We start from the raw sequence: 24,544 nt of genomic DNA on the forward strand, positions 1-24,544 counted from the left end.
CCGCTTTCGCGGGAATCCATTTTGATGTTGCTTCCCCGCAAGCCGCTACGCCCCAGCGCGCTTGCGCGCCGCGCCCCCATCGAGCAGCTGCGCCGTCTTCCACCCGATCGACGCCGAACTCACCGCCGCGACGACGGTGAGCAGCGCGAGCATCGGCGACGTCGCGCCGAGCAGGCGCAGGCCGTTGAGGCTGCCATTGACGACGACGTCGCCGAAGCGCCAGACGGACGTGTCGATGAAGTTCTTGGTCTTGTAGCGCGTCTCCGCGTCCACCTGCGTGTAGAGCGAATCGGACGCAGGCTTGAAGATGCCGTACGCGCTCGCGCGCGTGACGATCGCGGCGATCGCGATCCACGCGCCGCCGAACACGGCGAAGAGGGCGAGCATGACCGCCTTGACGATGCCGTCGAGGGCGAGCGCGGCCGAAGGACCGACGCGCATCATGAGCACGCGCGTCGCGGTGATCTGGAACACCGCCTGCAGCACGTTGACCCACAGGTCGATGTTGGCCGAGAAGTCGATGCGCGCTTCGCGCGTCGTATTCGCGGTGCCGTTGTAGTCGACGAGGAACGCGTAGATCACCGTGCCGACAGCGTCGCCGAGCAGCATGAGCAGGGCCATGCGGCGCATCAGCGGCGACTTCAGCGTCTCGATCGCGCCGGCGATGAAGCTGCCGCCGATGATGCGCTCGTCACGGCGCTCGTCGCCGACGACCGGGTGCTCCCTCGACCAGCGCGCGAGCGCGAACATGCAGGCGATCGCGACGCCGAGCAGCAGCGAGGAGACGACGAGCAGGCCAGGCACGCCGGTGACGTCGTTGAGCGCCTTGGTCAGCACGGGCCCCGCGATCGCACCCGCCGCGCCGCCGAGCGCGATGACCGGGAACAAGCGGTGCGCCTGCTCGGCGTCGAACAGGTCGGCCATGAAGCTCCAGAACACGGCGACGACGAACAGGTTGAACACGCTCACCCAGACGAAGAACACCGAGCCGAGCAGGCGCGGGCCGATCGTGTCCTGCAGCTGGAACAGCGGGATGAACGCGATCATGCCGACGATGAAGAACGCGTACACGACCGGCACGAACACGCGCCGCGGGTAACGCGCGACGAGCGCGCCGTACAGCGGAGTCAGCGAAATCGTCGCGGTGAAGGTGGACAGGTAGAACAGCGGCAGCGCGGTCGAACCGACCGCCGCGGACAGCTGGTCGCGCACCGGGCGCAGCACGTAGTACGCCGCGAGCACGCAGAAGAAGTAGATCACCGCGACCGCGACGGCGAACCATTCGTGGCGCTGGATGGCGGGGCGATTCGGCAACAGCGGGCTCCTCGGGGGCGCGGGCAAGCCTAGCATGCGCGTACGTATCGTCCGCGCGGTGCCGACCCTGCCCGCTCCAGGAGCGCACCCCGTGCGCGACCGGCATCGCGGCAGGCCCGGGTGCCGCGGTCCTGCACAGGGTGTGCTCCTTCGGGGTCAGGCGAGCACCTCGACTGCATCGCCGACGCGCAGCTGGCCGGCGCCGCGCGGGATGAGGTTCTGGCCGAAGGTGACGCCCTCGGGCGTGCGTCGGTAGCTCGTCAGCGTGCGCAGCGGTTCGCCGGCAGGGTCGCGCTCGCCGCGCTCGAAGTCGACGGTCGTGAACACGCAGCGCGTGCACGCCTTGGCGACTTCGAACTCGATCGCGCCGATGCGGATGCGCTTCCAGCCATCCTCGGCGTGCGGCGCGGTGCCGGCGACGACGAGGTTGGGGCGGAAGCGCAGCATCGGCACCGGCCGGGCGAGCTTCGCGTTGAGGTGATCGAGCGCGGCCTGCGAGATCAGCAGCAGCGGGAAGCCGTCGGCGAAGCTGACGAGGTCGTCGTCGGTACCGTAGCGGCCGTCGTACTTCGCCTTGAGCTTGCGGGTGCAGGCATCGTCCATGTGCACGAGGCGCAGCGGCTGGCCGAGGAACTGGCTGAGCCAGGCGTGCGCGGCCGCGTCCGCGGGCAGCGGCGCGACCTCGGCGCCCCAGACGGCGGTGGCGATGCGCTCGCCCTCGCGTGGCGCATCGACGAGCAGGCTGGGCATGCCGGGCGCGTCGAGGCACAGCGCGTCGCCGTCGTAGCGCGCCTCGACGAGGGTCAGTCGCGCGAGCTGGCGGGCGGTGACGAAGGCGGCGTTCGCATCGACGACCATCCAGCGCCGATCGCCGGCGAGGCCGCGCGGCTCGACGGTCGCCGAGTCGACGCGCAGTGGCGCGCCGGATTTGAGCGGGAACAGGTGCAGGGCGGAGAGGGTCGCGTTCATCGGGCCATTGTGCCTGCTCGATGCGCGTGCGCGTAGGGCCGGGGGCGATGCACACGATGGTTCCACCGGCGGTGGCTGCAGGAGCCGACCTTGTAGGGGACCCTGTCGCGGTCGAATCCGGATGCGCGGTCACGCACGGGGTGCACTCCGGCGATGGAAGTGCGGGCGCAGACGTTCTGGAGTAATGGCTCTAGCGCCAGCACATACGCTCGGGCGATGACTTCGAGCTACGACTACGTCATCGTCGGTGCGGGTTCCGCCGGCTGCGTGCTCGCGAACCGCCTCAGCGCGAATCCCGCCAGGCGCGTGCTGCTGCTCGAAGCGGGCGGGCGCGACTGGCATCCCTTCATCCACATGCCGGCCGGGCTCGCCAAGCTCGTCGGCAAGAAGGGCGTCAACTGGGACTACGACACCGAAGCCGAGCCGAACCTCGGCGGGCGGCGCCTGTGGTGGCCGCGCGGCAAGGTGCTCGGTGGCTCGAGTTCGATCAACGCGATGTGCTACACGCGCGGCGCGCCCGGCGACTACGACGCCTGGGCGCTCGCGAGCGGTGATGCGCGCTGGGCCTGGAACAACGTGCTGCCCGTGTTCAAGCGCAGCGAAGGCAACGTGCGCGGCGCGAACGCATGGCACGGCGCCGATGGCGAACTCACGGTGTCGCCGCTGCGCCACCACAACGTGCTGTCGCAGGCGTTCATCGACGCGGCGGTCGACGCGGGCCATGCGCGCAACGACGACTTCAACGCGGACACGCAGGACGGCTTCGGCTACTACGCGGTGACCCAGCGCAACGGCGCGCGCTGCTCGACCGCGGTCGCATTCCTGCGCCCCGCGCTGGCACGCGCCAATCTCGAGGTGCGCACGCGCGCGCTCGCGACGCGCGTCGTGCTCGACGGTGGTCGCGCCGTCGGCGTCGCCTACCGCCATCGCGGCAGGGCGGAACGTGCGGAGGCCGGCTGCGTGATCCTCGCCGGCGGCGCGATCAATTCGCCGCAGCTACTCATGCTGTCCGGCATCGGACCGGCCGACCACCTGCGCGAGCACGGCATCGCGGTGGCGCTCGACCGTGCCGGCGTCGGCGCGAACCTGCAGGACCACCTCGACATCTGCACGCTCGTGCGCTCGACCCGCGCGGTCACCTACGACAAGACCAACGACGTCGCGGTCGCGCTGCGTTTCCTGCTCAGGCGCGACGGCATCGGCAGCTCGAACATCGCCGAAGCGGGCGGCTTCGTGCGCTCGCGGCTCGCACCCGATTCGCGCTGCGACATCCAGTTCCACTTCGTGCCCGCGCTGCTCGACGACCACGGCCGCCATCGGCTCGACGGCCACGGCTACACCGTGCACGCCTGCAACCTGCGGCCGAAGAGCCGCGGCACGATCCGCCTGCGCTCGGCCGACCCGGCTGCGCCGGCGGCGATCCACCCGAACTACCTCGGCGACGAGGATGGCTTCGACCTGCGCATGATGGTCGAAGGCGCACGCCTGTCGCGCGAGATCCTCGCGCAGGACGCGTTCGCGCCGTATCGCGGCGAGGAGATCTTCCCCGGCGCGGATGCGAAGAGCGACGCCGACCTCGCCGCGTTCGTCCGCCGCAAGGCCGAGACGATCTACCACCCGGTCGGCACCTGCCGCATGGGCAAGGATGACGCGTCCGTCGTCGACGCGGAGCTGCGCGTGCGCGGCATCGAGGGCCTGCGCGTGGTGGATGCGTCGATCATGCCGACCCTCGTCGGCGGCAACACGAACGCGCCGGTGGTGATGATCGCGGAGCGGGCGGCGGAGTTGCTCCTCGCACCCTGATGCGCGCGGCGTGGGCCTCGCGGTGGGCCGAGGCCCATCCTACGAGCCGACGCTTGTCCCCTGCAGGAGGCGCGCGCTCAGCCGAGCGCCTTCTCGAGCTCCGGCACCAGCGTGAACAGGTCGCCGACGAGGCCGTAGTCGGCGATCTCGAAGATCGGCGCTTCGGCGTCCTTGTTGATCGCGACGATCGTGCCGGCGTCCTTGATGCCGGTGAGGTGCTGGATCGCGCCGGAGATGCCGATCGCGATGTACAGGTCCGGCGCGATGATCTTGCCGGTCTGGCCGATCTGCAGGTCGCTCGGCACGTAGCCCGCGTCGACCGCGGCGCGCGAGGCGCCGACCGCGGCGCCGAGCTTGTCGGCGAGCGAGTAGATGATCTTGAACGCATCGGACGAGCCGAGCGCGCGGCCGCCGGAGACGACGCGCGCGGCGCTCTGCAGGTCGGGGCGGTCGCTCTTGCCCTGTTCGAGGCCGACGAAGCGCGTGTGGTTCGGCAGCGCGACGTCGAGCGCGAGTGGCTCGACCGGCGCCGCGTTCGCGCCGGTCGCCGCGGCGGCGTACGACGCCGTGCGCACGGTACCGACGAGGACCTGGCCCGCGGGCGCCTCGACCGTGACGATCGCGTTGCCGGCGTAGATCGGGCGCTTGAACGTGTGAGCGCCCTCGACCGCCGAGATGTCCGACACCTGCGCGACGCCGAGCAGCGCGGCGACGCGCGGCAGCACGTCCTTGCCGAACGTCGTCGACGGCGCGAGCACGTGCGTGTAGCCGGCCTTCGCGGCGGCGGCGACCTGGGGCGCGTACACCGCGGCGAGCGCGTGCGCGTTCTCGGCGCGCGCGACGGTGAGAACCTTGGCCACGCCGTCGATCTTCGACGCTTCCGCCGCGATCGCGGCCGGGTCGGCGGCGAGCACGAGCACGTCGACTGCTTCGGCCTCCATGTCCTTCGCGCAGGTGACGCAACGCGCGGTGCCCGGATTCAGCTTGCCGTCGAGGTGTTCGGCGACGATGAGGATCTTGCTCATGGATTCGTCCGCTTCCTTATTCGTGTTCCACCGGCGCGCGGGCCGGGCCTTCGCCTCTCCCGCGTGCGGGGGAGGTCGCGCCGGAGGCGCGGGTGAGGGTTAGGGTGCGGGATCGCACGCTTGCCCTCATCCGCCTCCGGCACCTTCTCCCGCAAGCGGGAGAAGGGAACAGCCAGTCACACCAGGCCCTTGGCCTTGAGCGCGGACACGAGTTCCGCGACGTCCTTGGCCATCACGCCCTTGCTGCGCTTGGCCGGCGGGGCGTAGTGCGTGGTCTTGAGGTGGTCGCCCGACTCGACGCCGAGGCTCGCGAACTCGATCGTCTCGATCGGCTTCGCCTTCGCCTTCATGATGTCGGGCAGCTTGATGAAGCGCGGCTCGTTGAGGCGCAGGTCCGTCGTGATAACGGCCGGCAGGTCCACCTCGATCGTCTCGAGACCGGCGTCGACTTCGCGCGTGACCTTCGCCGCATTGCCCGCGACCTCGACCTTCGAGGCGAACGTCGCCTGCGGGCGGTCCCACAGCGCGGCGAGCATCTGGCCGGTCTGGTTGCAATCGTCGTCGATCGCCTGCTTGCCGAGCAGCACGATCTGCGGCTGCTCCTTCTCGACGAGCTTGAGCAGCGCGCGCGCCGCGGTGAGCGGCTGGATCGCCTCGCTCGTGACGACGTGGATCGCGCGGTTCGCGCCCATCGCGAGGCCGTTGCGGATGTGCGCCTGCGCATCGGCGGGGCCGATCGTCGCGACGACCACTTCGGTCGCGATGCCCTGCTCGCGCAGGCGCAGCGCTTCCTCGAGCGCGATGTCGTCGAACGGATTGGCCGACAGCTTGACGCCGTCGGTGACCACGCCGGTACCGTCCGGCTTGACCTGGATGCGCACGTTGTAGTCGACGACGCGCTTGTAACCGACCAGGATCTTCATCGGGTGTCGAACCTCGCTGGGGAAGCCGCGCGGCGCGGGGCCGGCGCAAAGAAGCGCGATTTTAGCGGAAAAGCCGGCCGGCGCGGACTGCGGCGGCGCGCCGCGGTTCTCGACCGGCGTTTTCCACAGGCGGCGTGGACAGGCCTGTGGACAACCCGTGGGTGGGGGTACGGACACGCCCGCGCCATGCGGCTGTCAAGTGGATTGCGCAGAAAGCGACCAGTCGACGAGGTCGCGATGCGATGTCGTCGTCGCGCCCGGGATGGTGATGCGCACGGGCGCGGAGCGGCGCGTTTTCCACAGCTCGCGTGGATGGCCCTGTGGACAAGCTCTGGATCGAAGTACGGAAACGACGCGCTGGCGCGGATGTCAAGCGGGGGTGGGCAAAGGTTGACCAGTGCGGCGCCCTGCACGGAGATTTTGAGGGCTAAAGCCGAAGCGCATCCGGCTGCGGCCGCTCCACGGAAGCATTTCATCCGTTCGCCCTCGAGGGCGGGCGCTTCGACCCCGCCGCTTCGCGGCTGCGCCCAGCGCAAACGGAAACGGGGCGGTGTTCCGGCCGGCAAAGCCGGTTGCTCCCGCGAGAAGCCGTGCGCGTTGACGCCTCCGCCTTCAAGGCGATGGTGTCCCGCAAGCCCTGTGGCGTTCGGGCCATCGCCAGACCCTCCCCTTGAAGGGAAGGGCCTTGATCCGGCCTACGCCCTGCGTTCACCTGCGCGCGCGATCACCGCAGCGGCGAAGCGCGCGGCGGAACCGGGCGCATGCGCGAAGAACAGCGACGGCTCGGCCAGCTCGAGTTCGAGCAGTCGCGGCGAACCGTCGGCGTCGTGGATGAGGTCGACGCGCGCGTAGAGCAGCGGGTCGCCGGGCAGCAGGTGCTGCACGGCTGCGAGCGTCGCCGTCGCGAGCGCGCGTTCGGCCTCGCCCGGCGCCCGCGGCGTGATGTCCTCGGCCGCGAACAGCGCGTCGGTCGGGCCGTCGCCGCGGCGCAGCAGCGGGCCCTTGCGGATCGCGTGGCTGTAGGCGCCATCGAAGTGGATGAGCGCGGTTTCGCCGTGGTCGTCGACGCGCTCGAGGTAGGGCTGCAGCAGCACGCTGCGGCGCGCGTCGAGCAGGCGCGCGACGTGCGCGACCGCGGCATCGCGGTTGGCGCGCGCGTGGCGCTGGGCGTCGCGCGAGCCGGCGCCGACGCTCGGCTTGACCACGAACTCGGCCGCGTCGGTGCCGGCGAGGAACGCGTCGAGCGCGGCCGCCGCGTCTTCATCGGGTTCGACGAACGTGCTCGGCACGATCGCCACGCCCGCGCGTTCGAGTTCGGCGAGGTAGTGCTTGTCGGTGTTCCAGCGCAGCACGGCGAGTGGATTGCACAGCTGCGTGCACGTGGCGACGCGGGTCGCCCAGTCGAGGAACTCGGGCAGGCGCTCGGCGTAGTCCCAGGTCGAGCGCAGCAGGGCGAGGTCGAAGCGGTTCCAGTCGACCGCCGGGTCGTCCCAGTCGACGATGACGACCCCGGCTCCGGCGGCGCGCAGCGCGGCATCGAGCGGCGCGAGGTCTTCGTCGAGCGGGCGGGCGGCGGCGACGGAGACGAGGGCGATCAGCGGCATGGCGTTCGACGTTCCAGCGGGAGGACGGAGCGGCGAGCGTAGCCGATCCGCGAACCCGCCCGCAGCGCGGCGTGCCGACGCGGCCGGGGCGTGCGAGGATACGCGCGCGCCAGGGGGCGCCAAGGGGAGGGGTGCCGCCGTGCGGCGCCGTGCGCATGCGCCTTCGACTCACGTTCAATCTGATCCTCGTCGCGGTCTTCGTGATCGGCATCCTCGTCGCGGGCTGGCACTACCACGCGCAGCTGCAACGCGACGCGATGGACGAAGTGCGGCACAACTCGCAGGTGCTCATGGAAACGGCACTGGCGATCCGCAGCTACACCACCGACCAGATCAAGCCGCACCTCGATCCGCTCAATGCCGAACGTTTCCTGCCGCAGACCGTGCCCGCGTTCGCCGCGACCGAGACGCTGCACCGGCTGAGCGACCGCTATCCCGGCTACGTCTACAAGGAGTCGGTGCTCAACCCGACCAATCCGCGTGATCGCGCGAGCGAGTGGGAGCGCTCGCTGATCGAGCAGTTCCGTGCCGACGCCGGGCTCGGCGAGCTCAGCGGCATCCACGGCGACGGCGTCGAGCAGTCGATGTACGTCGCGCGGCCGATCACGATCAAGCAGGGCGCCTGCCTCGCCTGCCACAGCACGCCGGAAGCCGCGCCGGCGACGATGCGCGCGGTGTACGGCGACGCGAACGGCTTCGGCTGGAAGCAGGACGAGACGGTCGGCATGCAACTCGTGCGCGTGCCGGTGCTGTACCCGCTCGAGAAGGCGCGGCGCGCGTTCAATACCTTCATGCTGTCGCTGCTGGCCGTGTTCGCGTTGATGTTCGCCGGCCTCAACCTCGCGCTGGAGCGGCTCGTGATCGTGCCGATGGCGCGCGTGAATCGCCGCCTCGAGGAACTGGCGACGAAGGACTTCCTCACCGACCTCGTCAACCGCCGCCGCTTCTTCGAGCGGCTCGAGGTGGACATGGCCGAGGCGCGCATCAAGCACCTCGGCCTGTCGGTGATCATCTTCGACCTCGACTTCTTCAAGCGCATCAACGACACGTTCGGCCACGACAGCGGCGATTCGGTGCTGCGCAACACCGCATTGCGCGTGCGCGAGCTGCTGCGCAGCTCCGACTGCGCGGCGCGCTTCGGCGGCGAGGAGTTCATCATCCTGCTGCGCGAGACGCGCATCGACGCCGCGCTGGCGATCGCCGAGGCGGTGCGCGGCAAGATCGCGGGTGCACCGTACGAGATCGTCGGCCCGGTGAGCGCGAGCTTCGGCGTCGCCGAATGGAACCATCGCGAGGACGCGCGCGAGCTCATCAACCGCGCCGACAAGGCGCTCTACCAGGCCAAGCAGGACGGCCGCAACCGGGTCGTGCGCGCTTCGGATACCTGAGCGCGGCGCAGCGGCGGCGAGGTTCAGTCGAAGCCGTCCTCGAAAACGGGATCGACGACGACTTCGACCGCGCCGGCGTCGCAGCCCGCGCCTTGCGGGCGGGCGAAGCCGCGCTGGTCGCTGCTCTGCGTGCAGTCCAGGGGCGCGATCATGTCGATCGCGGCGCTGCCGGGCCCGGGCAGCATCGTCGGCGTCGCACCGCCGTTGTCCTGCAACGGGCCGAGCGCGTCGCTCGCGCTCGAGATCAGGTTGCCGCTTCCGGTCCACGCGACGCTCGCGGCGATGTCGCTACCGGCGGGCGCGTGGTTGCCCGAGACGATCGACCGGGTGATCGTCGCGCTGCCGGCGCCGTAGACGCCGCCGCTGCCACCGATGCCTCCGCCGCCCGCCGCGCCATCGGCCTGGTTGAGCGACAGCGTCGCGTGGTCGAGCGCGAGCGTGCCGGTCGAGGCGAGGGCGAAGCCGCCGCCGCCGCGGTTGCAGTGGTTGCCGGCGATCGTGCTGTTGATCGCGGCGGCGGCGCCTTCCACCAGTGCGCCGGCGCCGTAGTAGCGCGCCGCATTGCCGTGCAACGTGCTGCCGGCGAGGGTGAGCGTGCCGCCCGCGACGTGCAACCCGCCGCCGTGGTAGTAGGCCTCGTTGCCGCCGACGACGCTGCGCGTGATCGTCGCGGTGCCGTTCGACTGGATGCCGCCGCCGAGCTTGGCCGTGTTGCCGCTGATCGTGCTGTCGACGACGTCGAGCGTGCCGTCGGCGCGGATGCCGCCGCCGCCGCCGACCGGCCACACCGAGTTGTTGCTGATCGTGCTCGCGCCGATCGTCACGTGCCCGCCCTGCGAAGCGAGCCCGCCGCCGTGGTAGGCCGTGTTGGCGTCGATCGTGCTGCGCGTGAGGACGACCGCGCCGGTCGACGAGGCGATGCCGCCGCCGACGTTGTTCGCCTGGTTGAGGCGCACCGCGCTGTCGACGAGCACGAGGTCCGCCGCTTCCATGCAGATGCCGCCGCCGTCGGCGCGCCCGTTGCAGAGGCCGGCGCCGGCGTGACCGTTGCGGATCGTGACGCCCGCGAGGCGGAGCGTGCCACCCGCGGCGGCGGTGTCGCGCAGGATGCCGAACGCGTGGGTCGCGCCGTTCGGACGCTCGATCGAGACGCCGCCGGGGTACTGGTTCGCACCGTCGCCGCGCCATGCACTGGCGTCGATCACGAGGTGGCCGGCGCTGACCACGAGCGAGCCGCCGAGCATGCCGCTCGCGTCGTCCGAATCGGCGAGCGCGATGGTGCCGGGCGTCGGTGCGCCGGTGATCGCCGACGCGGCGAACGTGATCGTGTCGCCGTCGCCGAATGCGGCGCCGGTGTTCGCGCAGGCGCCCTTCAACGTGCCGTCGTTCATCGACAGGATCGCCTGGCGCAGCGTGCAGGTCGTCGTCGCGGAGGGATCGGCGTCGTCGGGAGAGGTGACCGCGATCGTCGCGGCCTGCGCCGGTAACGCGCTGGAACCGATCAGCAGCGCAGCGGTGATCGCGCGCTGCAGGCGCGTCCGGTGCAGTGAGGATGGAGCTCGGGGCGAGGGCGGGCGCACGCGGAAACCTCTCTGGATGGCGGGTCGGCACCGACCGGGGGGCGCGGTGCGTATTCCTTTTACGCGCAAGCGTGCGACAAACCCGCAGGGTCTCGTCGTTCAGGCGAATGCCGGAGTCGGGCTTCCTGCTGTTCGGTGGCTCGGAGGCACGGGCGCCGCATTTGTTGGAACGACGAACGCCGGGGACGACGAACGCGGGGGCGGCGGCGTCGGGCGTGCAGCAGCTACCATGGCGTGACGCCGATCGTGGAAAAACCACAATGCTCCGATCCACCGCTGTCCTGGCGGTCGTGCTGCTCGCGGCCGCCGCGCGCGTAGCCGCGCAGAGCCCCGACCCACTCGACATCCGCGCCTGCACCGCGATCGACAACGATGCGCAGCGGCTCGCCTGCTACGACCGCGCGACGCATCGCGACGATCGCGAAGCGCAGCGTGCCGCTGACGCGCGCATGCGCAGCAGTGGCGTGTTCGCCCAGCCCGACGTGGCCGCGGCGGCCCCGGCGAACGACGCGGCGTCGTCGCGAACGGGATCGCAGCTCGATCGCCGCTGGGAACTCGACCCGGCGAGCAAGCTTGGCACGTTCAACCTGCGCAGCTACCGGCCCGTCTACGCGATGCCGTTCTTCGCGACGAGCAAGCTCAACACGCAGCCGCGCAGCCCCAATCCGAACAACACCGTGGGCGAGCGCGCGCACCTCGACAACATCGAGGCGAAGTTCCAGCTGAGCCTGAAGACGAAGGTGCTGCAGGACGTGTTCGGCGCGGGCGACCTCTGGGTCGGCTACACCCAGTCCTCGCGCTGGCAGGTCTACGACAAGGACGAGTCGAGGCCGTTCCGCGAAACCGACTACGAGCCGGAAGCGCTGCTCGTGTTCGGCACGAACTACCGCGTACTCGGCTGGGACGCACGCCTGTTCGACGTCGGCATCAACCACCAGTCGAACGGACGCAGCGATCCGTACTCGCGCAGCTGGAACCGCATCGTCGCCGACATCGGCCTCGAACGCGGCGACTGGACGATCGTGCTGCGGCCGTGGTGGCGCATTCCGGAATCACGCGGAGACGACAACAACCGCGACATCGGCGACTACGTCGGCCGCGGCGAAGTGCAGCTCGTGCGCAACTGGAACGACCAGACGTTCGGCCTGACGGTGCGCCATTCGCTGCGCGGTGGCGACGCGAATCACGGTTCGGCGCGCTTCAGCTGGAGCGTGCCGCTCGCTGGCAGCCTGCGTGGCTACGTCGAGCTGTTCCACGGCTACGGCGAGAGCCTGATCGACTACAACCACGAGGCGACCTATCTCGGCGTCGGCCTGTCGCTGCTCGACTGGTATTGATCGCGCGCGCCCGGCTCGCGCCGCGGCGCCGACATGGCGCCAACATGTAAAGGCACGCCTTCGCCGCAACTGCGCGGAAGGGGGCGAATGGGAATCGTGCCCATAATGCCCGCGCATCGCCGCGCGGCGGTGCCGCGCCGCTCGGGCGCGTCTCACAGGGGACAATCATGGATCGCCGGTGCACGGCTGCGAGCCGCGCGCGCGTCATTGCGTGCGTTGCGGTGCTTTCCGCGTGCGCGACGGCGGCCACCTCGGCGGCCGGCGGCAGCAGCGGATTCGCGATCACGCAAAGCCTCGTTTCCAACGGTGGCGGTTTCATGCACGACGACTGCTATCGCCTGCTCTCGGCGATCGGCCAGCCCGTGCTTGGCACGCTCGCCAACGACGAGTTCATCCTTTCGTCCGGTTTCCTCGCCGATTCGGCGTCGACCGACGACAAGCTTTTCCGCTCCGGATTCGAATCCAGCACGGGGATCTGCAAATGACCACTTTCCACTCGAATGCTCTTCGTGCCCTCGTTCCGGCGATTGCCCTCGCGTTCTCGCAGGGTGCGTTCGCGACACCGCAGTTGCCCGAGTTCAACTATCAGGGCCGGCTCGAACAGAACGGCTATGCGGCCAATGGCAGCTACGCGATGACGTTCTCGCTCTGGGATGCGCCGACCGGCGGCAACCAGATCGGCTCGACGATCAGCGAGGCGTCGTGGCCGGTCGTCAATGGCGTGTTCTCGATCAACCTCGCCTTCGCGGGCGCGTTCGAAGGCCAGCAGAGCTGGCTCGAAGTCAGCATCAACGGCGCGACGCTCGGCCGCCAGCCGATCGCCACGGCGCCGGTCGCGCAGTTCGCCTTGACCGGCAACGTCGGCCCCGCAGGGCCGACGGGTCCCGCGGGCGCGCAGGGTGACACGGGCCCGGCGGGGCCGGCCGGTCCCGAAGGTCCGGCCGGCGCGATGGGAGCGACGGGCGCGGCGGGCCTGGTGGGCCCGACCGGCGCGCAGGGCGACACCGGTCCGGCCGGCGCGACGGGCGCGCAGGGACCGACGGGTGCGCAAGGTGCGACGGGTCCGGCGGGTCCGACCGGCGCACAGGGCGCGACCGGCGCGGTCGGTCCGCAAGGTGCCGCAGGTCCGACCGGCCCGCAGGGCGCGACGGGTCCGCAAGGCGCGACCGGTCCGCAAGGCCCGGCGGGTGCGACCGGTGCGCAAGGTCCGGCGGGTGCCACCGGTCCGCAGGGCGCGACGGGCGCGGCCGGCCCGACCGGACCGGCCGGACCGGCCGGGAGCGGCAAGTATGCGGTGCGGATCAACGGGACGCTGAGCACCGCGTTGCCGCGGCCGCTGCATCCGGTCAACCTCGCCGGCTACAGCGGCGCGGTCGCGCTGATTTCGCCACAGGGGTACATCATGCAGATCGATGCGGGCGGCACGATCGGTGGATCGGGCACCGCGACCTACGCGAGCAACGATTGCAGCGGTCCGGCACTGATTGTCGCGACCACGATCAATCCGGGTGGCGTGGTTTCGCTCGGCACCCAGAACAAGCTTTATTACGTACCGCGCACTGGGGCGACCGTTCTCACCGATCCGATGCCGCAAAGCCGGTCGAGCTCCGCGCTAGGAACGTGCGGGCCCTACACGACGCAGATTTTCGGGCAGGTCTATTCCGCGCCGCCGAACGTGCCGGCCACGACCGGCATCGATCCCGTCGTCGAACCGGTCACGGTGACCATCGACTACGTGCCCTGAGGTCGCGCCTGTTCCGCGGCGCCGACGTGCGCCGCGGACAGGGTGCTGGACATGCGCGGCGCGCGTAGCGACGCCGCGCCATCGAAGCCGTTCGTGAAGATCGCGTCGAGGTCGCCGACTTCGACCGCGCCCGCATCGCACGCGCTGATCCCGTCGCCATCGCCGTCCTGCGGACGCGCCACGCCACGCTGGTCACTCGCGCTGCAGACAGCCGCGCCGCGGTCGATCGCGTTCGCACCGGGCAGGTGCGTGCGCGTGAAGCCGCCGTTGTCGGCGAGCGCGCCGAGGCCGGCGTCGACATCGAGCCGGTCGTCCGCTTGCGCGTCGAACTGGCAGTGCGCACTGTTGCCGATGATGTTGCCGCCGCCGACCGAGCGCGCGGCCACGCAGTCGTCGGCGGTGAAGCCGGGACCGTTGCCGGCAAGGATCGTGTTGGTGAGTTCGGTGCGCCCGAAGCCGCCATGCACGTCCTGGATGCCACCGACATTCGTGATCGAGCCGGATGCATGGTTGCCGGTGATCGTCGAGTCGACGACCACGAGGCGCGTGCCGTCGTCGTTGAGGATCGCGCCCGGATTGCCGGCATTGCCGCTGACCGTCACGTTCTCCAGCCGCACCACGCCGCCCTGGCCGAGGTGCATCGCGCCGGCGACGCGCGCGGCGTTGTCCGCGACGAGCGTGCGGCGCAGGGTGGCGGAGGCGCCGCCATGGAGCAGCAACGCGCCGGCGATATCGGCGCGGTTGTCGCTGATCTCGCTGTCCTCGAGCACGAGGCAACTCTCCGCGCCGTCGGTCGCGATGCCGCCTGCCCAGGCCGAGCCTCCTCCGATCGGCGCGGGGTCGGTATTGCCGATCACGCGCACATGGTGGCCAACGAGGCAGCCGGTGTTGTCGATGCCGGCTGCGCCCGCGAACGTCGTGAGCTGGTTGTCGCGCACGTCGACGTGCGCGAGTTCGACGTCGACGCCCGCGCCGATGCGCAGGCCTGCACCTTGCCGGTCCAGCGGAGGCTGTGAACCCAGCGCGAGCGCGCCGTTGCGCAATGTGAGCCCTTCGATGCGCACGTGGCGGGTCGCGGCTGCGGGGCGCACGTCGAGCACGCGATCGAGCGCGCCCGCGTCGATGATCGTCGCCCCGGCGCCCGCGCCCTGCAGCTCGAGGTCGTCGTCGACGTCGAGGTCGCCGCTCGCCGACGCATCCTCGTTGCTGCCCGCACGCGTGAGCGCGTAGACCGACGCGCCGAGCATGATCGTGTCCGCGCCCGCGAGCGCATTGGCTTCCTGCAGCGCGGCGCGCAGGCTGCAGTGGCCGTCCGCGTCGGCGCAGAGGCCGTCGCCGGGCAGCGCGTCGACGCTGTCGCCGGTGGCATCGGGCGCGAACGTCGCTGCCTGCAGGCTACCGCCCGCCATGAGCGCGAATGCGAGCATCAGGTGCCGGGTTCGATCCACGCGTCTTCCTCCGCTGCCGGGCTGCGGCCATATCAACGTACGCAATGAGGCGCGTGCGCCTGCCACGCATCGGCGCTCATGACCCTTGCGTGTGTACCGCGCGGGGCGCGAAAGGATGCCTGCGGGGCGCCCTTCGACTCCGGCCCTTCGGGCCTGCGCTCGGGCGAACGGGCAATGGGGCACCTGCGCCTGGGGCGAGCGCAAACGCACGCGGCGCGAACCAGAATCCGTTCGCGCCGAGCGCAGCCCGCGTCAGCGGGCGGCGTCGAAGCGCCCGCGCGTGCCGCGCATCGGCGGCACGCGGAAAATCAAAGGTTCTGGTAGTTCGGCCCGCTGCCGCCTTCCGGCGTGGTCCAGGTGATGATCTCGTACGGATCCTTGATGTCGCAGGTCTTGCAGTGCACGCAGTTCGCCGCGTTGATCTGCAGGCGCTTGCCGGCGCCGTCGGCGACGATTTCGTAGACGCCGGCGGGGCAGAAGCGCTGGCACGGGTTGGCGTACTCCTCGATGCAGCGCGTGATGCAGATGTTCGGGTCGGCGACCTTGAGATGGATGGGCTGGTCCTCGTCGTGTTCGGTCGCGGCGAAGTAGACGCCGGCGAGGCGATCGCGCGGCGCCAGCGTGCGTTCGACGTAAGGTGGTTGCGCGGGCGAGGGGGCGTTCGGGCCCGGTTGCGTCGCCGCGGTCGCCGCGTCGATCTTCTGCAGCGAACTCCAGTCGGCATGGTTCTTCAGCGTCCACGGCGACACGCCCTGCGTGACCGTCTCCCAGCCTGCGTTGGCGAGGCCGAACCAGAGACCCTTGTTGAAGCCCGGGCGGATGTTGCGCACCTTCCTGAGTTCCGCGCCGACCTTCGATGCGCGCAGCTTCGCGTCCCAGCCCGCGCTCGCCTTCGTCGCGGCGACGTGTTCGGCCGCGAGCATGCCCGAGCGCAGCGCCTGGTGCGTGCCCTTGATCTTCGGCACGTTCATGAGCCCGGCGGCGTCGCCGACGAGCAGCGCGCCGGGCATCTCGACCTTCGGCAGCGATTGCCAGCCACCTTCGATCAGCGCGCGCGCGCCGGCCGAGACGATCGTGCCGCCCTCGAGCAGGGGCTTGACCAGCGCGTGGTTCTTCAACTGCTGGAACGCTTCCCACGGCCGGAACAGCGGGTCGGCATAGTCGAGGCCGGCGACGAAGCCGATCGCGACGCGATCCTTGTCGAGCTGGTAGATGAAACTGCCGCCGTACGTGCGCGTGTTGAGCGGCCAGCCGAGCGTGTGCATGACCTTGCCTGCTTCGGCGCGGCCCGGTGGCAACTGCCACAGCTCCTTGATGCCGATGCCGTAGCTCTGCGGGTCGCTGTCCCTGTCGAGCGCGTAGCGCGCGATGAGCTGCTTGCTGATCGAACCGCGGCAGCCTTCGGCGAGCACGGTCAGCGGCGCGCGGATGTCGATGCCCTGCGTGTAGCCGGGCTTGTGGCTGCCGTCGCGCGCGACGCCCATGTCGCCGATGCGCACGCCGCAGACCGCGCCCTGCTCGTCGATGAGCGCTTCGGCCGCGGCGAAACCGGGATAGATCTCCACGCCGAGCGCTTCGGCCTGCGGCGCGAGCCAGGCGCACAGCGCGCCGAGCGAGACGATGAAGTTGCCGTGGTTGTGCATCTGCGGCGGCGTCATCGGCGACTTCGTCGCGCGCGTCGCGTCGCGCAGGAACCAGAACTCGTCCTTCGTGACCGGCACGCAGATCGGCGGCGGGTTGTCGCGCCAGCCGGGCAGCAGGTCGTCGAGCGGCGCCGGCTCGATCACCGCGCCGGAGAGGATTTGCGCGCCGACCGTCGATGCCTTCTCGATCACGCAGACACGGATGTCCGGATCGAGCTGCTTGAGGCGGATCGCGAACGCGAGCCCGGCCGGCCCGGCGCCGACCGTGACGACGTCGTACTCCATGATGTCGCGTTCGCTCATTGGGGCGGGCTCCGGGCGCTGGCTGGTGCGCATATTGTCGGGGTTCGGCGCAGGGGCGGCAAACGCGCGTATTGCGCGGCGCACGCGGGGCGCGGGCATAATCAGGCTCCGACCATGGAAGCGATGCCGACGATGGACGCGCTCACCGACCCGAACCTGCGTGGCGCCGCCGCGTTCCAGCAGCTGCATTGGCTCGCCAGCGGGCGCATCGACGCCGCGCACCTCACGCATGCGTACGCCGCGGCGATCGCGCGCGAGAACCCGCGCCTCAATGCCTATCTCGCGCTGGATCCGCGCATGGAGGAGCAGGCGGCGGCGAGCGACGCGCGCCGACGCGCCGGCGGCACGATCGGCCGTCTCGACGGCCTCGCCGTGGCAATCAAGGACAACATCGACGTGTCGGGCCTGGCGACGACGGTCGGCCTGCCGACGCGCCGCGCGCACGTCGCGCCGGCCGACGCCAGCGTCGTCGCGCGCCTGCGCGCGGCGGGCGCGGTCATCCTCGGCAAGACCAACCTCGACGAAGGCGCGCTCGGCACGTTCTCGGCCAATCCGCACTATGGCGCGGTGCAGAACCCCTTGCGCGCGGGCTACACCGCGGGCGGCTCGTCCGGCGGATCGGCCGCGGCCGTCGCGGCCGGGCTGTGCAGCTTCGCGATCGGCAGCGACACGCTCGGTTCGATCCGCATCCCGGCGAGCCATTGCGGCGTGTTCGCGCTCAAGCCGACGCACGGCGAGATTTCCACGCGCGGCATGGTGCGCGCCGCGCGCCGGCTCGACTGCATCGGCATCCTCGCGCGCTCGGTGGAGGACCTTGCGATCGTCGTGCAGGTGCTCGACGCGCACGATCCGGCCGACCCGCGTTCACGCCGGCGGCGCGTGCCGCTCGCGACGCCCGATTGGGAGCCGGGCAACCTGCGCAGCGCGTTCGCGCACGACCTCGGCGCGCTGGGCGTGTCGGCCGAGGTGCGCGCGGTATTCGATGCCGCGGTCGAGCGCGTCGGCGACGCGTTCGGCCGGCGCATCGAGATCGATTTCAGCGACCACGACCTCGCGCGCACGCGGCGCGCCGCGCTGCTCGTGATGGAGAGCGAACTCGGCGTGGAGTTCGCCGACGACCTCGCCGATACGGCCCATCCGCTGTCGCCGCGGCTCACGTCGATGATCGACTACGCGCGGCGCAAGTCCGCGGTCGACTATGCGGCGGCCGACCGCGCGCTCGACGCGACCGTGCTGAAGGCGCGCCGCGTGTTCGAGGACATCGACGTGCTCGTGCTGCCGACCGTCTCGCACGGTCCTTACCCGCTGGCCGAAGGTGAGCGCCCCAACGACGCCGACCTCACCGCCTTTGCCAGCCTTGCCGGCTGCCCGGCCGTGAGCCTGCCGATGGGTACCTTGCCCGACGGACTGCCGGTCGGCCTGCAGCTCGTCGGCCGCCCCGGCGCCGATTTGCGCCTGCTGGAGCTCGCCGGGGTCTGCGCGGCCATCCTGCCCGCGAGCGTGGGCTGACGCTCAAAACCCGGTCGGACCGGAATCCTCGTAGAAACAGTAGCTTGGCCTCGCGGCCGGGAGGCGCTTTCGCGCACGCACGCCCCTGAACTGTGACTTGGCGCACATTCTGCATACACTGTGCCCAAACTGCGATCACAGCAGTCCTGTAAGCCTACACTCAGGGGTTCTAACGATGGTGACGTCCATCCTGCGCCGGGCTGCGCTGGTTCTTTGCACCTTGCTTGCCACCGTTTCGGCCGGCGTGCACGCCCAGGCCGTGTGCTCCGCACCCGGATCATCGGGAAGCGGGACGATCAGCGGCGTCGTCAACACCTACTTCCAGGGCAACGGCAATCTCGCCGCCAACGCGACCACGTTGACGCTCGGCACGCGCGACACGCGCGGCGCGAACACGCCCGTCACGGTCGGCACGCTGCTGCTGCTCATCCAGATGCAGGACGGCTCGATCAACTCGAGCAATTCGAGCCTGTACGGCGATGGCACGGGCTCGGGCCAGGGCACGCTCACGGTCGGCAACGCAGGCCTGCACGAGTTCGTCACGGTGACGGCGACGAGCGGCACGGGCGCGGGAGCGAACGTCACGTTCTCCCCACCATTGACCAATAGTTACACGCAGGCGGCGTCGACCGGTTCGAGCGGACAGAAGCGCTACCAGGTCATCATCGTGCCGCAGTACGCGACGGCGACCGCGTCGGGCGTGACGGCGCCGGCATGGGGATTGGGCACGGGCGCGACGGGCGAAACCGGCGGCGTCGTCGCGATCGACGTGCAGGGCGCACTGACGCTCGGCAGCGCGACGGTCGAAGGCCAGGCCGGTCGCGCGATCTTCGTCGCCGGCAAGGGTTTCCGCGGAGCAGCCGGCCGCCAGAGCGGTGCGGACGGCGCGAACACCGACTGGGCCACGACCGCGACCGGTGCGCACGGCGGCAAGGGCGAAGGCATCGCCGGCACGCCGCGCTACATGGCGATCAAGGGCAACGGCTGGGGCGCGCAGGGCACCAATGCGGTCGCGAACGCGAGCAACCTCGCCCTGCTCGACAACGGCGAAGGCTATCCGGGTGGCTCGCATGCGCGCGGCGCTCCGGGCAATGCGGGCGGCGGCGGCACCGACGGCAACGCGAGCGGCGGCGGCAACAACGAGAATTCGGGCGGTGGCGGTGGCGGCGGCTATGCGCAGGGTGGCCTCGGCGGCCGTCCGTGGAATGCGCCGCTGGTCGACAGCGACGGGCGCGGCGGTGCGGGCTACGGTGGCGTCCTCGCGTTCAATCGCCTGTTCCCCGGTGGCGGCGGCGGCTCGGGCGGCAGCAACGATGCGACGGTCGACGCCGGCACCTACGAGAACGAGGGCATCTCCTGCACCGGCGTCGCCGCGATGTGTTCGTCGGGCGCGGCGGGCGGCGGCGTGGTCATCGTGCGTGCGCGCAGCGTCGGCGGCGGCGGCGTCATCGATGCACGCGGCGCGAACGGCTACAACGTGGCCAACGACGCCGGCGGCGGTGGCGGTGGTGGTGGCGCGGTCGTCGTCTACTCGATCGACGGTGGCAGCGCGAACGTCGACGTGAGCGGCGGCGACGGCGGCAACGCCTGGGCCGGCCACGCGACCGCGACGCCGGTCGCCGATCGTCATGGCCCGGGTGGCGGCGGCGGCGGTGGCTTCATCACCTTCGCGCCGGCGTCGTTCGTGCTCAATGGCACGGTCGACGGCGGTCGCCCGGGTCGCACGACCAATGGCGTCGACGACACCTATTCCTCGAGCGGTTACGAAGGCGGCCTGACGACGTTCCAGACGCCGAACACGCCGGGCATCCTGCCGGGCGCCGTCTGTTCGCCGGACCTGCGCCTCGCCAAGAGCGACGGCACGAGCACGTTGAACGGAGGAGGCACGGCGACGTATGCACTGACCGTGTCGAACATCGGCAACAGCGGCACGACGGGCACGATCACCGTCGTCGACGTGTTGCCCGGTTCGCTGTCGATCGCCAACGGCCCGGTATCGCTCGGCGGCGCGGACGCGGCGAGCTGGTCCTGTAGCGCGTCGAGCAACGTCGTCACGTGCACCTCCAGCGCGACGATCGGCGCCGGCGGTACCAGTTCGTTCGCGTTTTCCGCGAGCGTCATCGGCAGCAACGGAACCTCGGTGGCGAACTTCGCGCGCGTCGGCGGCGGCGGTGATCCCGACAAGCCGGCTCCGACCTCGGCGACGACCTCGGCCTGCACGGCACAGGACAACCCGGCCGGCTGCGCGACCGACGTCGACACGATCCAGGCGCCGCTGCTGGCGCTCACCAAGAGCGACGGCGTCGCCGACGTCGTCGCCGGCGGCACCACGACCTATTCGCTGGTCGTGACCAATGCGGGCGCGCTCGCGACGAGCGGCACGATCCGCGTCGTCGACGTGCTGCCGACGGGGCTGACCTATGCCGGCGTTTCGCCGTTCTCGTCGGGCGGCTTCAACTGTACCTGGACCGCCGGCACCACGAGCTTCTCCTGCGACCGCGGCACGGCCCTCGCTGCGGGTGCGAGCACGATGATCACGATCCCGGTGTCGATCCAGGCCACGGCGCCGTCGTCGCTGACCAATCGTGCAAAGGTGGCCGGCGGCGGCGACCCCGGCAAGACGACGCTGCCGACGGTCGCGACGGCAAGCGCGTGCCCCGCGCCGACGCCGCCCGCGACGCTGTACGCCGACACGCTCACCGGTTGTGCTTCCGACGTCGACACCGTGCGGCACGTGAACCTCGTGCTCGACAAGAGCGACGGCCAGCCGTTCATGCCGATCAACGGCCAGACCACGTACACCTTCAGCGTCACCAATACCGGCGACGCGACGTCGAGCGGGACGATCACGTTCCGCGACGTGTTGCCCGCACCGATGAACTGGCCGAATCCGCTGACCGTCGGCGGCGCCAATGCAGCCGACTGGTCGTGCACGCGCCCGAACGCGACCCAGGCGACCTGCACCTCGACGACGGCGCTCGCGCCGGGTGCGTCGAGCCAGTTCACGCTCGTCGCCAACGTCGGCAACGCGACTTCGGGCACGCAGTACATGAACCGCGCGCGCATCGGTGGCGGTGGCGACCCGGACCTCGTCGCGGGAACGCCGTCGGCAGCCGAGGTCAACGCCTGCACCACGAACAATAATCCGCTCGGTTGCGCGGTCGACCTCGACACGGCGCAGAGCGCCCCGCAGGTCCGCCTCGCCAAGAGCCATCCGAACCCGCAGGCGCACGCCCCCGGCGACACGATCGCCTTCTCGCTGGTCGTCAGCAATTCGGGCAGCACTTCCACGGCCGCGAACACCGTGCGCGTCATCGACGTCCTGCCCGCGGGCCTGGTCTATTCCGGCGCCGCCACGTTCACCTCCGGCGGATTCAACTGCAGCGTCGCCGCCGGGCCGCCGCAGGTCATCACCTGCAACAACAACAACGCGATGAACGCGGGCGCGTCGAACACGATCACGTTCAACGCGACCGTCGCCGCGGGCGCGACCAACCTGCTGTTCAACCCTGCGCAGGTCGGCACCAACAATACCGATCCGCAGAACGCCTCGTTCCCGACCGCGGCGACGGCGGCGACGTGCGTCGGCAACGGCGCGCCGCGGATCGGCTGCGCCGTCGATACCGTGCCACTCAACGCGAACCTCTCGATCGCGAAGACCGAACGCGCGGGCTCCAGCGGCGCCTTCACGGCCGGCCCGCTCACGGTCGCCAACGGCTCGATCGTGCAGTACCAGCTCGTCGCCGCGAACGCGGGTCCGGCGGTCGTCACGAATGCGAGCGTCACCGATACCGTGCCATCCAATTTCACGTCGGTGTCGATCGTTTCCGCGACCGCCGCGGGCGGCGCGACCGGTTGCACGACGGCCGCGTTCGCGCTGGTCGGCAATGCACTGTCCGGAACGATCGCCTCGCTGCCCTCCGGCGCGAGCTGCACGCTCGTCGTGCAGGGCACCGCGTCGACGAACGGCAGCGCGACCAATACCGCGCAGATCGGCGTGCCGACCGGCATCAACGACACCAACACGGGCGACAACAGCTCGAGTGTCGTCACCAACATCCTCGCGCGCCCGACCGTGCAGGTCAGCAAGGTGTCGCTCGGCGGCACGGGCACGTTCGCGTTCAGCGGCGACAACGGTTACGCCGGCGACTCGATCACCACGGTGACCGCGGGCACGCCGGTCGCCGGCCTCACGCGCACGCTGGCCGCGGCCGGTGTCGCGACGACGATCACCGAAACGGCGCCGCCGGCCGGCTTCGCGCTTACCCAGGTGTCCTGCTCGGGCCTCGGTGCGGGCAGCGCCAACATCGATCTCGCCAACAACCGCGTCACGCTGAGCGCGGCTGCGGTCGCGCCGGGTGCGGCGATCACGTGCACCTTCACGAACACGAAGCAGCCGCGCATCACGCTGCAGAAAGCCCTGCCGAACGGCCGCGTCGCGGCCAGCGACCAGTTCGCACTGTCGATCGCGGGCTCGACGACGGTGAACGGCACGACCAGCGGTACCGGGTCGGCGGTGACGTCGCCCGCGCTCGTGCTCACCGGCGCGGCCGGCAACTACACGCTGTCGGAGACGATGGCCGCGGGCAGCGCGAGCACGCTCGCGCAGTACGCGAGCGCGATCGCGTGCACGAACGCGGCGACGGGCTCGTCGACCGTGCTGCCGAGCGGCGCCGGCACGAGCTTCCCGATCACGGTGCAGCCGGGCGACGACATCAGCTGCACGCTCGCCAACACCGCGATCCTCGCCGACCTCTCGATCAGCAAGACCGACGGCGCGACGAGCGCGACCCCCGGCAACCCGATCAGCTACACGATCGTCGCAGGCAATGCGGGCCCGAGCGCGGTCACCGGCGCGACGGTCACCGACACGATCCCCGCGGCCATCACCGGCGCGACGTGGACCGCGGTCTACGCGGGCGGCGCGAGCGGTCCCGCGAACGGTTCGGGCAACATCAACGCGAGCGTCAACCTGCCGTCCGGCGGCAGCGCGACGTTCACCGTGAACGGCACGATCAGCGCGACCGCGACCGGTACGCTCGCCAACACGGCGACGATCACGGCACCCGCGGGCACGACCGATCCGGTGCCGGGCAACAACAGCGCGACCGACACCGACACGCTTGCGCCGAGCGCGAATCTCGCCATCACCAAGACCGACGGCGCGACGAGCGCGACGCCGGGTTCGACGATCACCTGGACGATCGTCGCGAGCAATGCGGGCCCGAGCGCGGTGACCGGCGCGGTCGTCAGCGACACGCTTCCCGCGAGCATCACGGGTGCGGCCTGGACCGTCGCCTACGCCGGCGGCGCGAATGGCCCTGCCGCGGGCAGCGGCAACATCAATGCGACCGTCGACATTCCGGTCGGTGGCACGGCGACGTTCACCGTCACCGGCACGATCGGCGCCGGTGCGACCGGCACGCTCGTGAACACCGCCACGATCGCACCGCCCGCGGGCACGACCGATCCGACCCCCGGCAACAACAGCGCGACCGACAGCGACACGCTGAGCGCGAGCGCGGACATCCGCGTCGTGAAGACCGGCCCGGCGTCGATCGGCTACGGCGGGTCGCTGGGCTATTCGGTGGTAGTGACGAACCTCGGGCCGAGTGATGCGAACGGCACGACGTTCAATGACGCGGTGCCCGCGTCGATCACCGGCGTGGGCGCGACGTGCGGCTCGCCGACCGGCGGTGCGGCGTGCGGCGCGGTCAACCTCGCCGGCAACACCGTGACGAGCACGATCCCGGCCCTGCCGAGCGGCGGCAGCGTCACGTTCACGATCACCGGCGCGGCGCCGGGCAGCGGCACGTCGGTGACGAACAGCGCGACGGCGAACCCGCCGGCGGGGACGACCGATCCGGTGCCGGGCAACAACACGGGCACGGCGACGACGAACCTCTTGCAGCCTGAGCTCTCGGTGACGAAGTCGGCGACGCCGACGCCGTTCA

At 70.8% G+C, this 24,544-nt stretch carries 15 protein-coding genes; 7 read left to right on the forward strand and 8 right to left on the reverse strand.

What is annotated here, in order from left to right; all coding sequences use genetic code 11:
• Nucleotides 1-45: 45 nt before the first annotated feature.
• Complete coding sequence (locus tag EV148_RS16440; protein WP_158287517.1) at nt 46-1,314, reverse strand: NTP/NDP exchange transporter; 1,269 nt, start codon at nt 1,312-1,314, stop codon at nt 46-48.
• 156 nt (nt 1,315-1,470) lie between these two features.
• Nucleotides 1,471-2,283, reverse strand: coding sequence for an MOSC domain-containing protein (locus EV148_RS16445; protein WP_131999943.1), 813 nt, complete (start codon nt 2,281-2,283; stop codon nt 1,471-1,473).
• A 216-nt stretch (nt 2,284-2,499) separates the two neighbouring features.
• Here EV148_RS16445 and EV148_RS16450 point away from each other — a divergent pair, with 216 nt between their 5' ends.
• Complete coding sequence (locus tag EV148_RS16450; protein ID WP_131999944.1) at nt 2,500-4,086, forward strand: GMC family oxidoreductase; 1,587 nt, start codon at nt 2,500-2,502, stop codon at nt 4,084-4,086.
• A gap of 77 nt (nt 4,087-4,163) precedes the next feature.
• Here EV148_RS16450 and EV148_RS16455 read toward each other — a convergent pair whose 3' ends face one another.
• From EV148_RS16455 to EV148_RS16465, 3 genes are all read right to left on the reverse strand, one after another.
• A complete protein-coding gene (locus EV148_RS16455; protein ID WP_131999945.1) occupies nt 4,164-5,111 on the reverse strand; it encodes an electron transfer flavoprotein subunit alpha/FixB family protein in 948 nt (315 codons plus the stop codon).
• A 176-nt stretch (nt 5,112-5,287) separates the two neighbouring features.
• The gene (locus EV148_RS16460; RefSeq protein WP_131999946.1) at nt 5,288-6,034 is read right to left on the reverse strand and encodes an electron transfer flavoprotein subunit beta/FixA family protein; all 747 of its coding nucleotides are present in this window, start codon (nt 6,032-6,034) and stop codon (nt 5,288-5,290) included.
• A gap of 695 nt (nt 6,035-6,729) precedes the next feature.
• Complete coding sequence (locus tag EV148_RS16465; RefSeq protein ID WP_131999947.1) at nt 6,730-7,638, reverse strand: ATP-grasp domain-containing protein; 909 nt, start codon at nt 7,636-7,638, stop codon at nt 6,730-6,732.
• 155 nt (nt 7,639-7,793) lie between these two features.
• Between EV148_RS16465 and EV148_RS16470 the strand changes: the two genes are divergently transcribed.
• Nucleotides 7,794-9,026 carry a diguanylate cyclase gene (locus EV148_RS16470; protein WP_131999948.1) on the forward strand — a complete coding sequence of 411 codons (1,233 nt, stop codon included), beginning with the start codon at nt 7,794-7,796 and terminating at the stop codon, nt 9,024-9,026.
• A gap of 23 nt (nt 9,027-9,049) precedes the next feature.
• Here the strand turns inward: EV148_RS16470 and EV148_RS16475 are convergent, their stop codons facing one another.
• Complete coding sequence (locus EV148_RS16475; RefSeq protein ID WP_131999949.1) at nt 9,050-10,606, reverse strand: choice-of-anchor Q domain-containing protein; 1,557 nt, start codon at nt 10,604-10,606, stop codon at nt 9,050-9,052.
• Nucleotides 10,607-10,866: 260 nt separating this feature from the next.
• On the opposite strand from EV148_RS16475, the gene EV148_RS16480 reads away from it, so the two are divergent.
• The 3 genes from EV148_RS16480 (at nt 10,867) to EV148_RS19085 (ending at nt 13,687) form a co-directional block, all read left to right on the forward strand.
• Nucleotides 10,867-11,943 (forward strand): phospholipase A, encoded by a 1,077-nt coding sequence (locus EV148_RS16480; protein ID WP_131999950.1) that lies wholly within the window; start codon nt 10,867-10,869, stop codon nt 11,941-11,943.
• 221 nt (nt 11,944-12,164) lie between these two features.
• Nucleotides 12,165-12,428: a hypothetical protein gene (locus tag EV148_RS16485; RefSeq protein WP_131999951.1), complete on the forward strand. Its 264-nt coding sequence runs from the start codon at nt 12,165-12,167 to the stop codon at nt 12,426-12,428.
• On the forward strand, nt 12,425-13,687 hold the full coding sequence (locus EV148_RS19085; protein WP_131999952.1) for a collagen-like protein: 1,263 nt from the start codon (nt 12,425-12,427) through the stop codon (nt 13,685-13,687). Before EV148_RS16485 ends, EV148_RS19085 begins: the two co-directional genes overlap by 4 nt.
• Here the strand turns inward: EV148_RS19085 and EV148_RS16495 are convergent.
• Both EV148_RS16495 and EV148_RS16500 read right to left on the reverse strand, forming a co-directional pair.
• Nucleotides 13,675-15,135, reverse strand: coding sequence for a choice-of-anchor Q domain-containing protein (locus EV148_RS16495; RefSeq protein WP_131999953.1), 1,461 nt, complete (start codon nt 15,133-15,135; stop codon nt 13,675-13,677). The two genes, EV148_RS19085 and EV148_RS16495, sit on opposite strands and share 13 nt — an antisense overlap.
• A 308-nt stretch (nt 15,136-15,443) precedes the next feature.
• Nucleotides 15,444-17,081 carry an electron transfer flavoprotein-ubiquinone oxidoreductase gene (locus tag EV148_RS16500; protein WP_131999954.1) on the reverse strand — a complete coding sequence of 546 codons (1,638 nt, stop codon included), beginning with the start codon at nt 17,079-17,081 and terminating at the stop codon, nt 15,444-15,446.
• Nucleotides 17,082-17,195: 114 nt separating this feature from the next.
• Here EV148_RS16500 and EV148_RS16505 point away from each other — a divergent pair, with 114 nt between their 5' ends.
• On the forward strand, nt 17,196-18,590 hold the full coding sequence (locus EV148_RS16505) for an amidase (RefSeq protein ID WP_241988129.1): 1,395 nt from the start codon (nt 17,196-17,198) through the stop codon (nt 18,588-18,590).
• Nucleotides 18,591-18,765: 175 nt separating this feature from the next.
• Nucleotides 18,766-24,544 (forward strand): DUF11 domain-containing protein (locus EV148_RS16510; RefSeq protein WP_131999955.1); only part of this gene is annotated, 5,779 nt, incomplete at its 3' end.

The sequence above is a fragment of the Dokdonella fugitiva genome (assembly GCF_004342425.1).
Lineage (GTDB): Bacteria > Pseudomonadota > Gammaproteobacteria > Xanthomonadales > Rhodanobacteraceae > Dokdonella_A > Dokdonella_A fugitiva.

Coding starts and splice junctions, on each gene's coding strand:
- EV148_RS16445 (WP_131999943.1), bottom strand. CDS start 2,283: ATGAACGCGACCCTCTCCGCCCTGCACCTGTTCCCGCTCAAATCCGGC.
- EV148_RS16450 (WP_131999944.1), top strand. CDS start 2,500: ATGACTTCGAGCTACGACTACGTCATCGTCGGTGCGGGTTCCGCCGGC.
- EV148_RS16455 (WP_131999945.1), bottom strand. CDS start 5,111: ATGAGCAAGATCCTCATCGTCGCCGAACACCTCGACGGCAAGCTGAAT.
- EV148_RS16460 (WP_131999946.1), bottom strand. CDS start 6,034: ATGAAGATCCTGGTCGGTTACAAGCGCGTCGTCGACTACAACGTGCGC.
- EV148_RS16465 (WP_131999947.1), bottom strand. CDS start 7,638: ATGCCGCTGATCGCCCTCGTCTCCGTCGCCGCCGCCCGCCCGCTCGAC.
- EV148_RS16470 (WP_131999948.1), top strand. CDS start 7,794: ATGCGCCTTCGACTCACGTTCAATCTGATCCTCGTCGCGGTCTTCGTG.
- EV148_RS16480 (WP_131999950.1), top strand. CDS start 10,867: ATGCTCCGATCCACCGCTGTCCTGGCGGTCGTGCTGCTCGCGGCCGCC.
- EV148_RS19085 (WP_131999952.1), top strand. CDS start 12,425: ATGACCACTTTCCACTCGAATGCTCTTCGTGCCCTCGTTCCGGCGATT.
- EV148_RS16500 (WP_131999954.1), bottom strand. CDS start 17,081: ATGAGCGAACGCGACATCATGGAGTACGACGTCGTCACGGTCGGCGCC.
- EV148_RS16505 (WP_241988129.1), top strand. CDS start 17,196: ATGGAAGCGATGCCGACGATGGACGCGCTCACCGACCCGAACCTGCGT.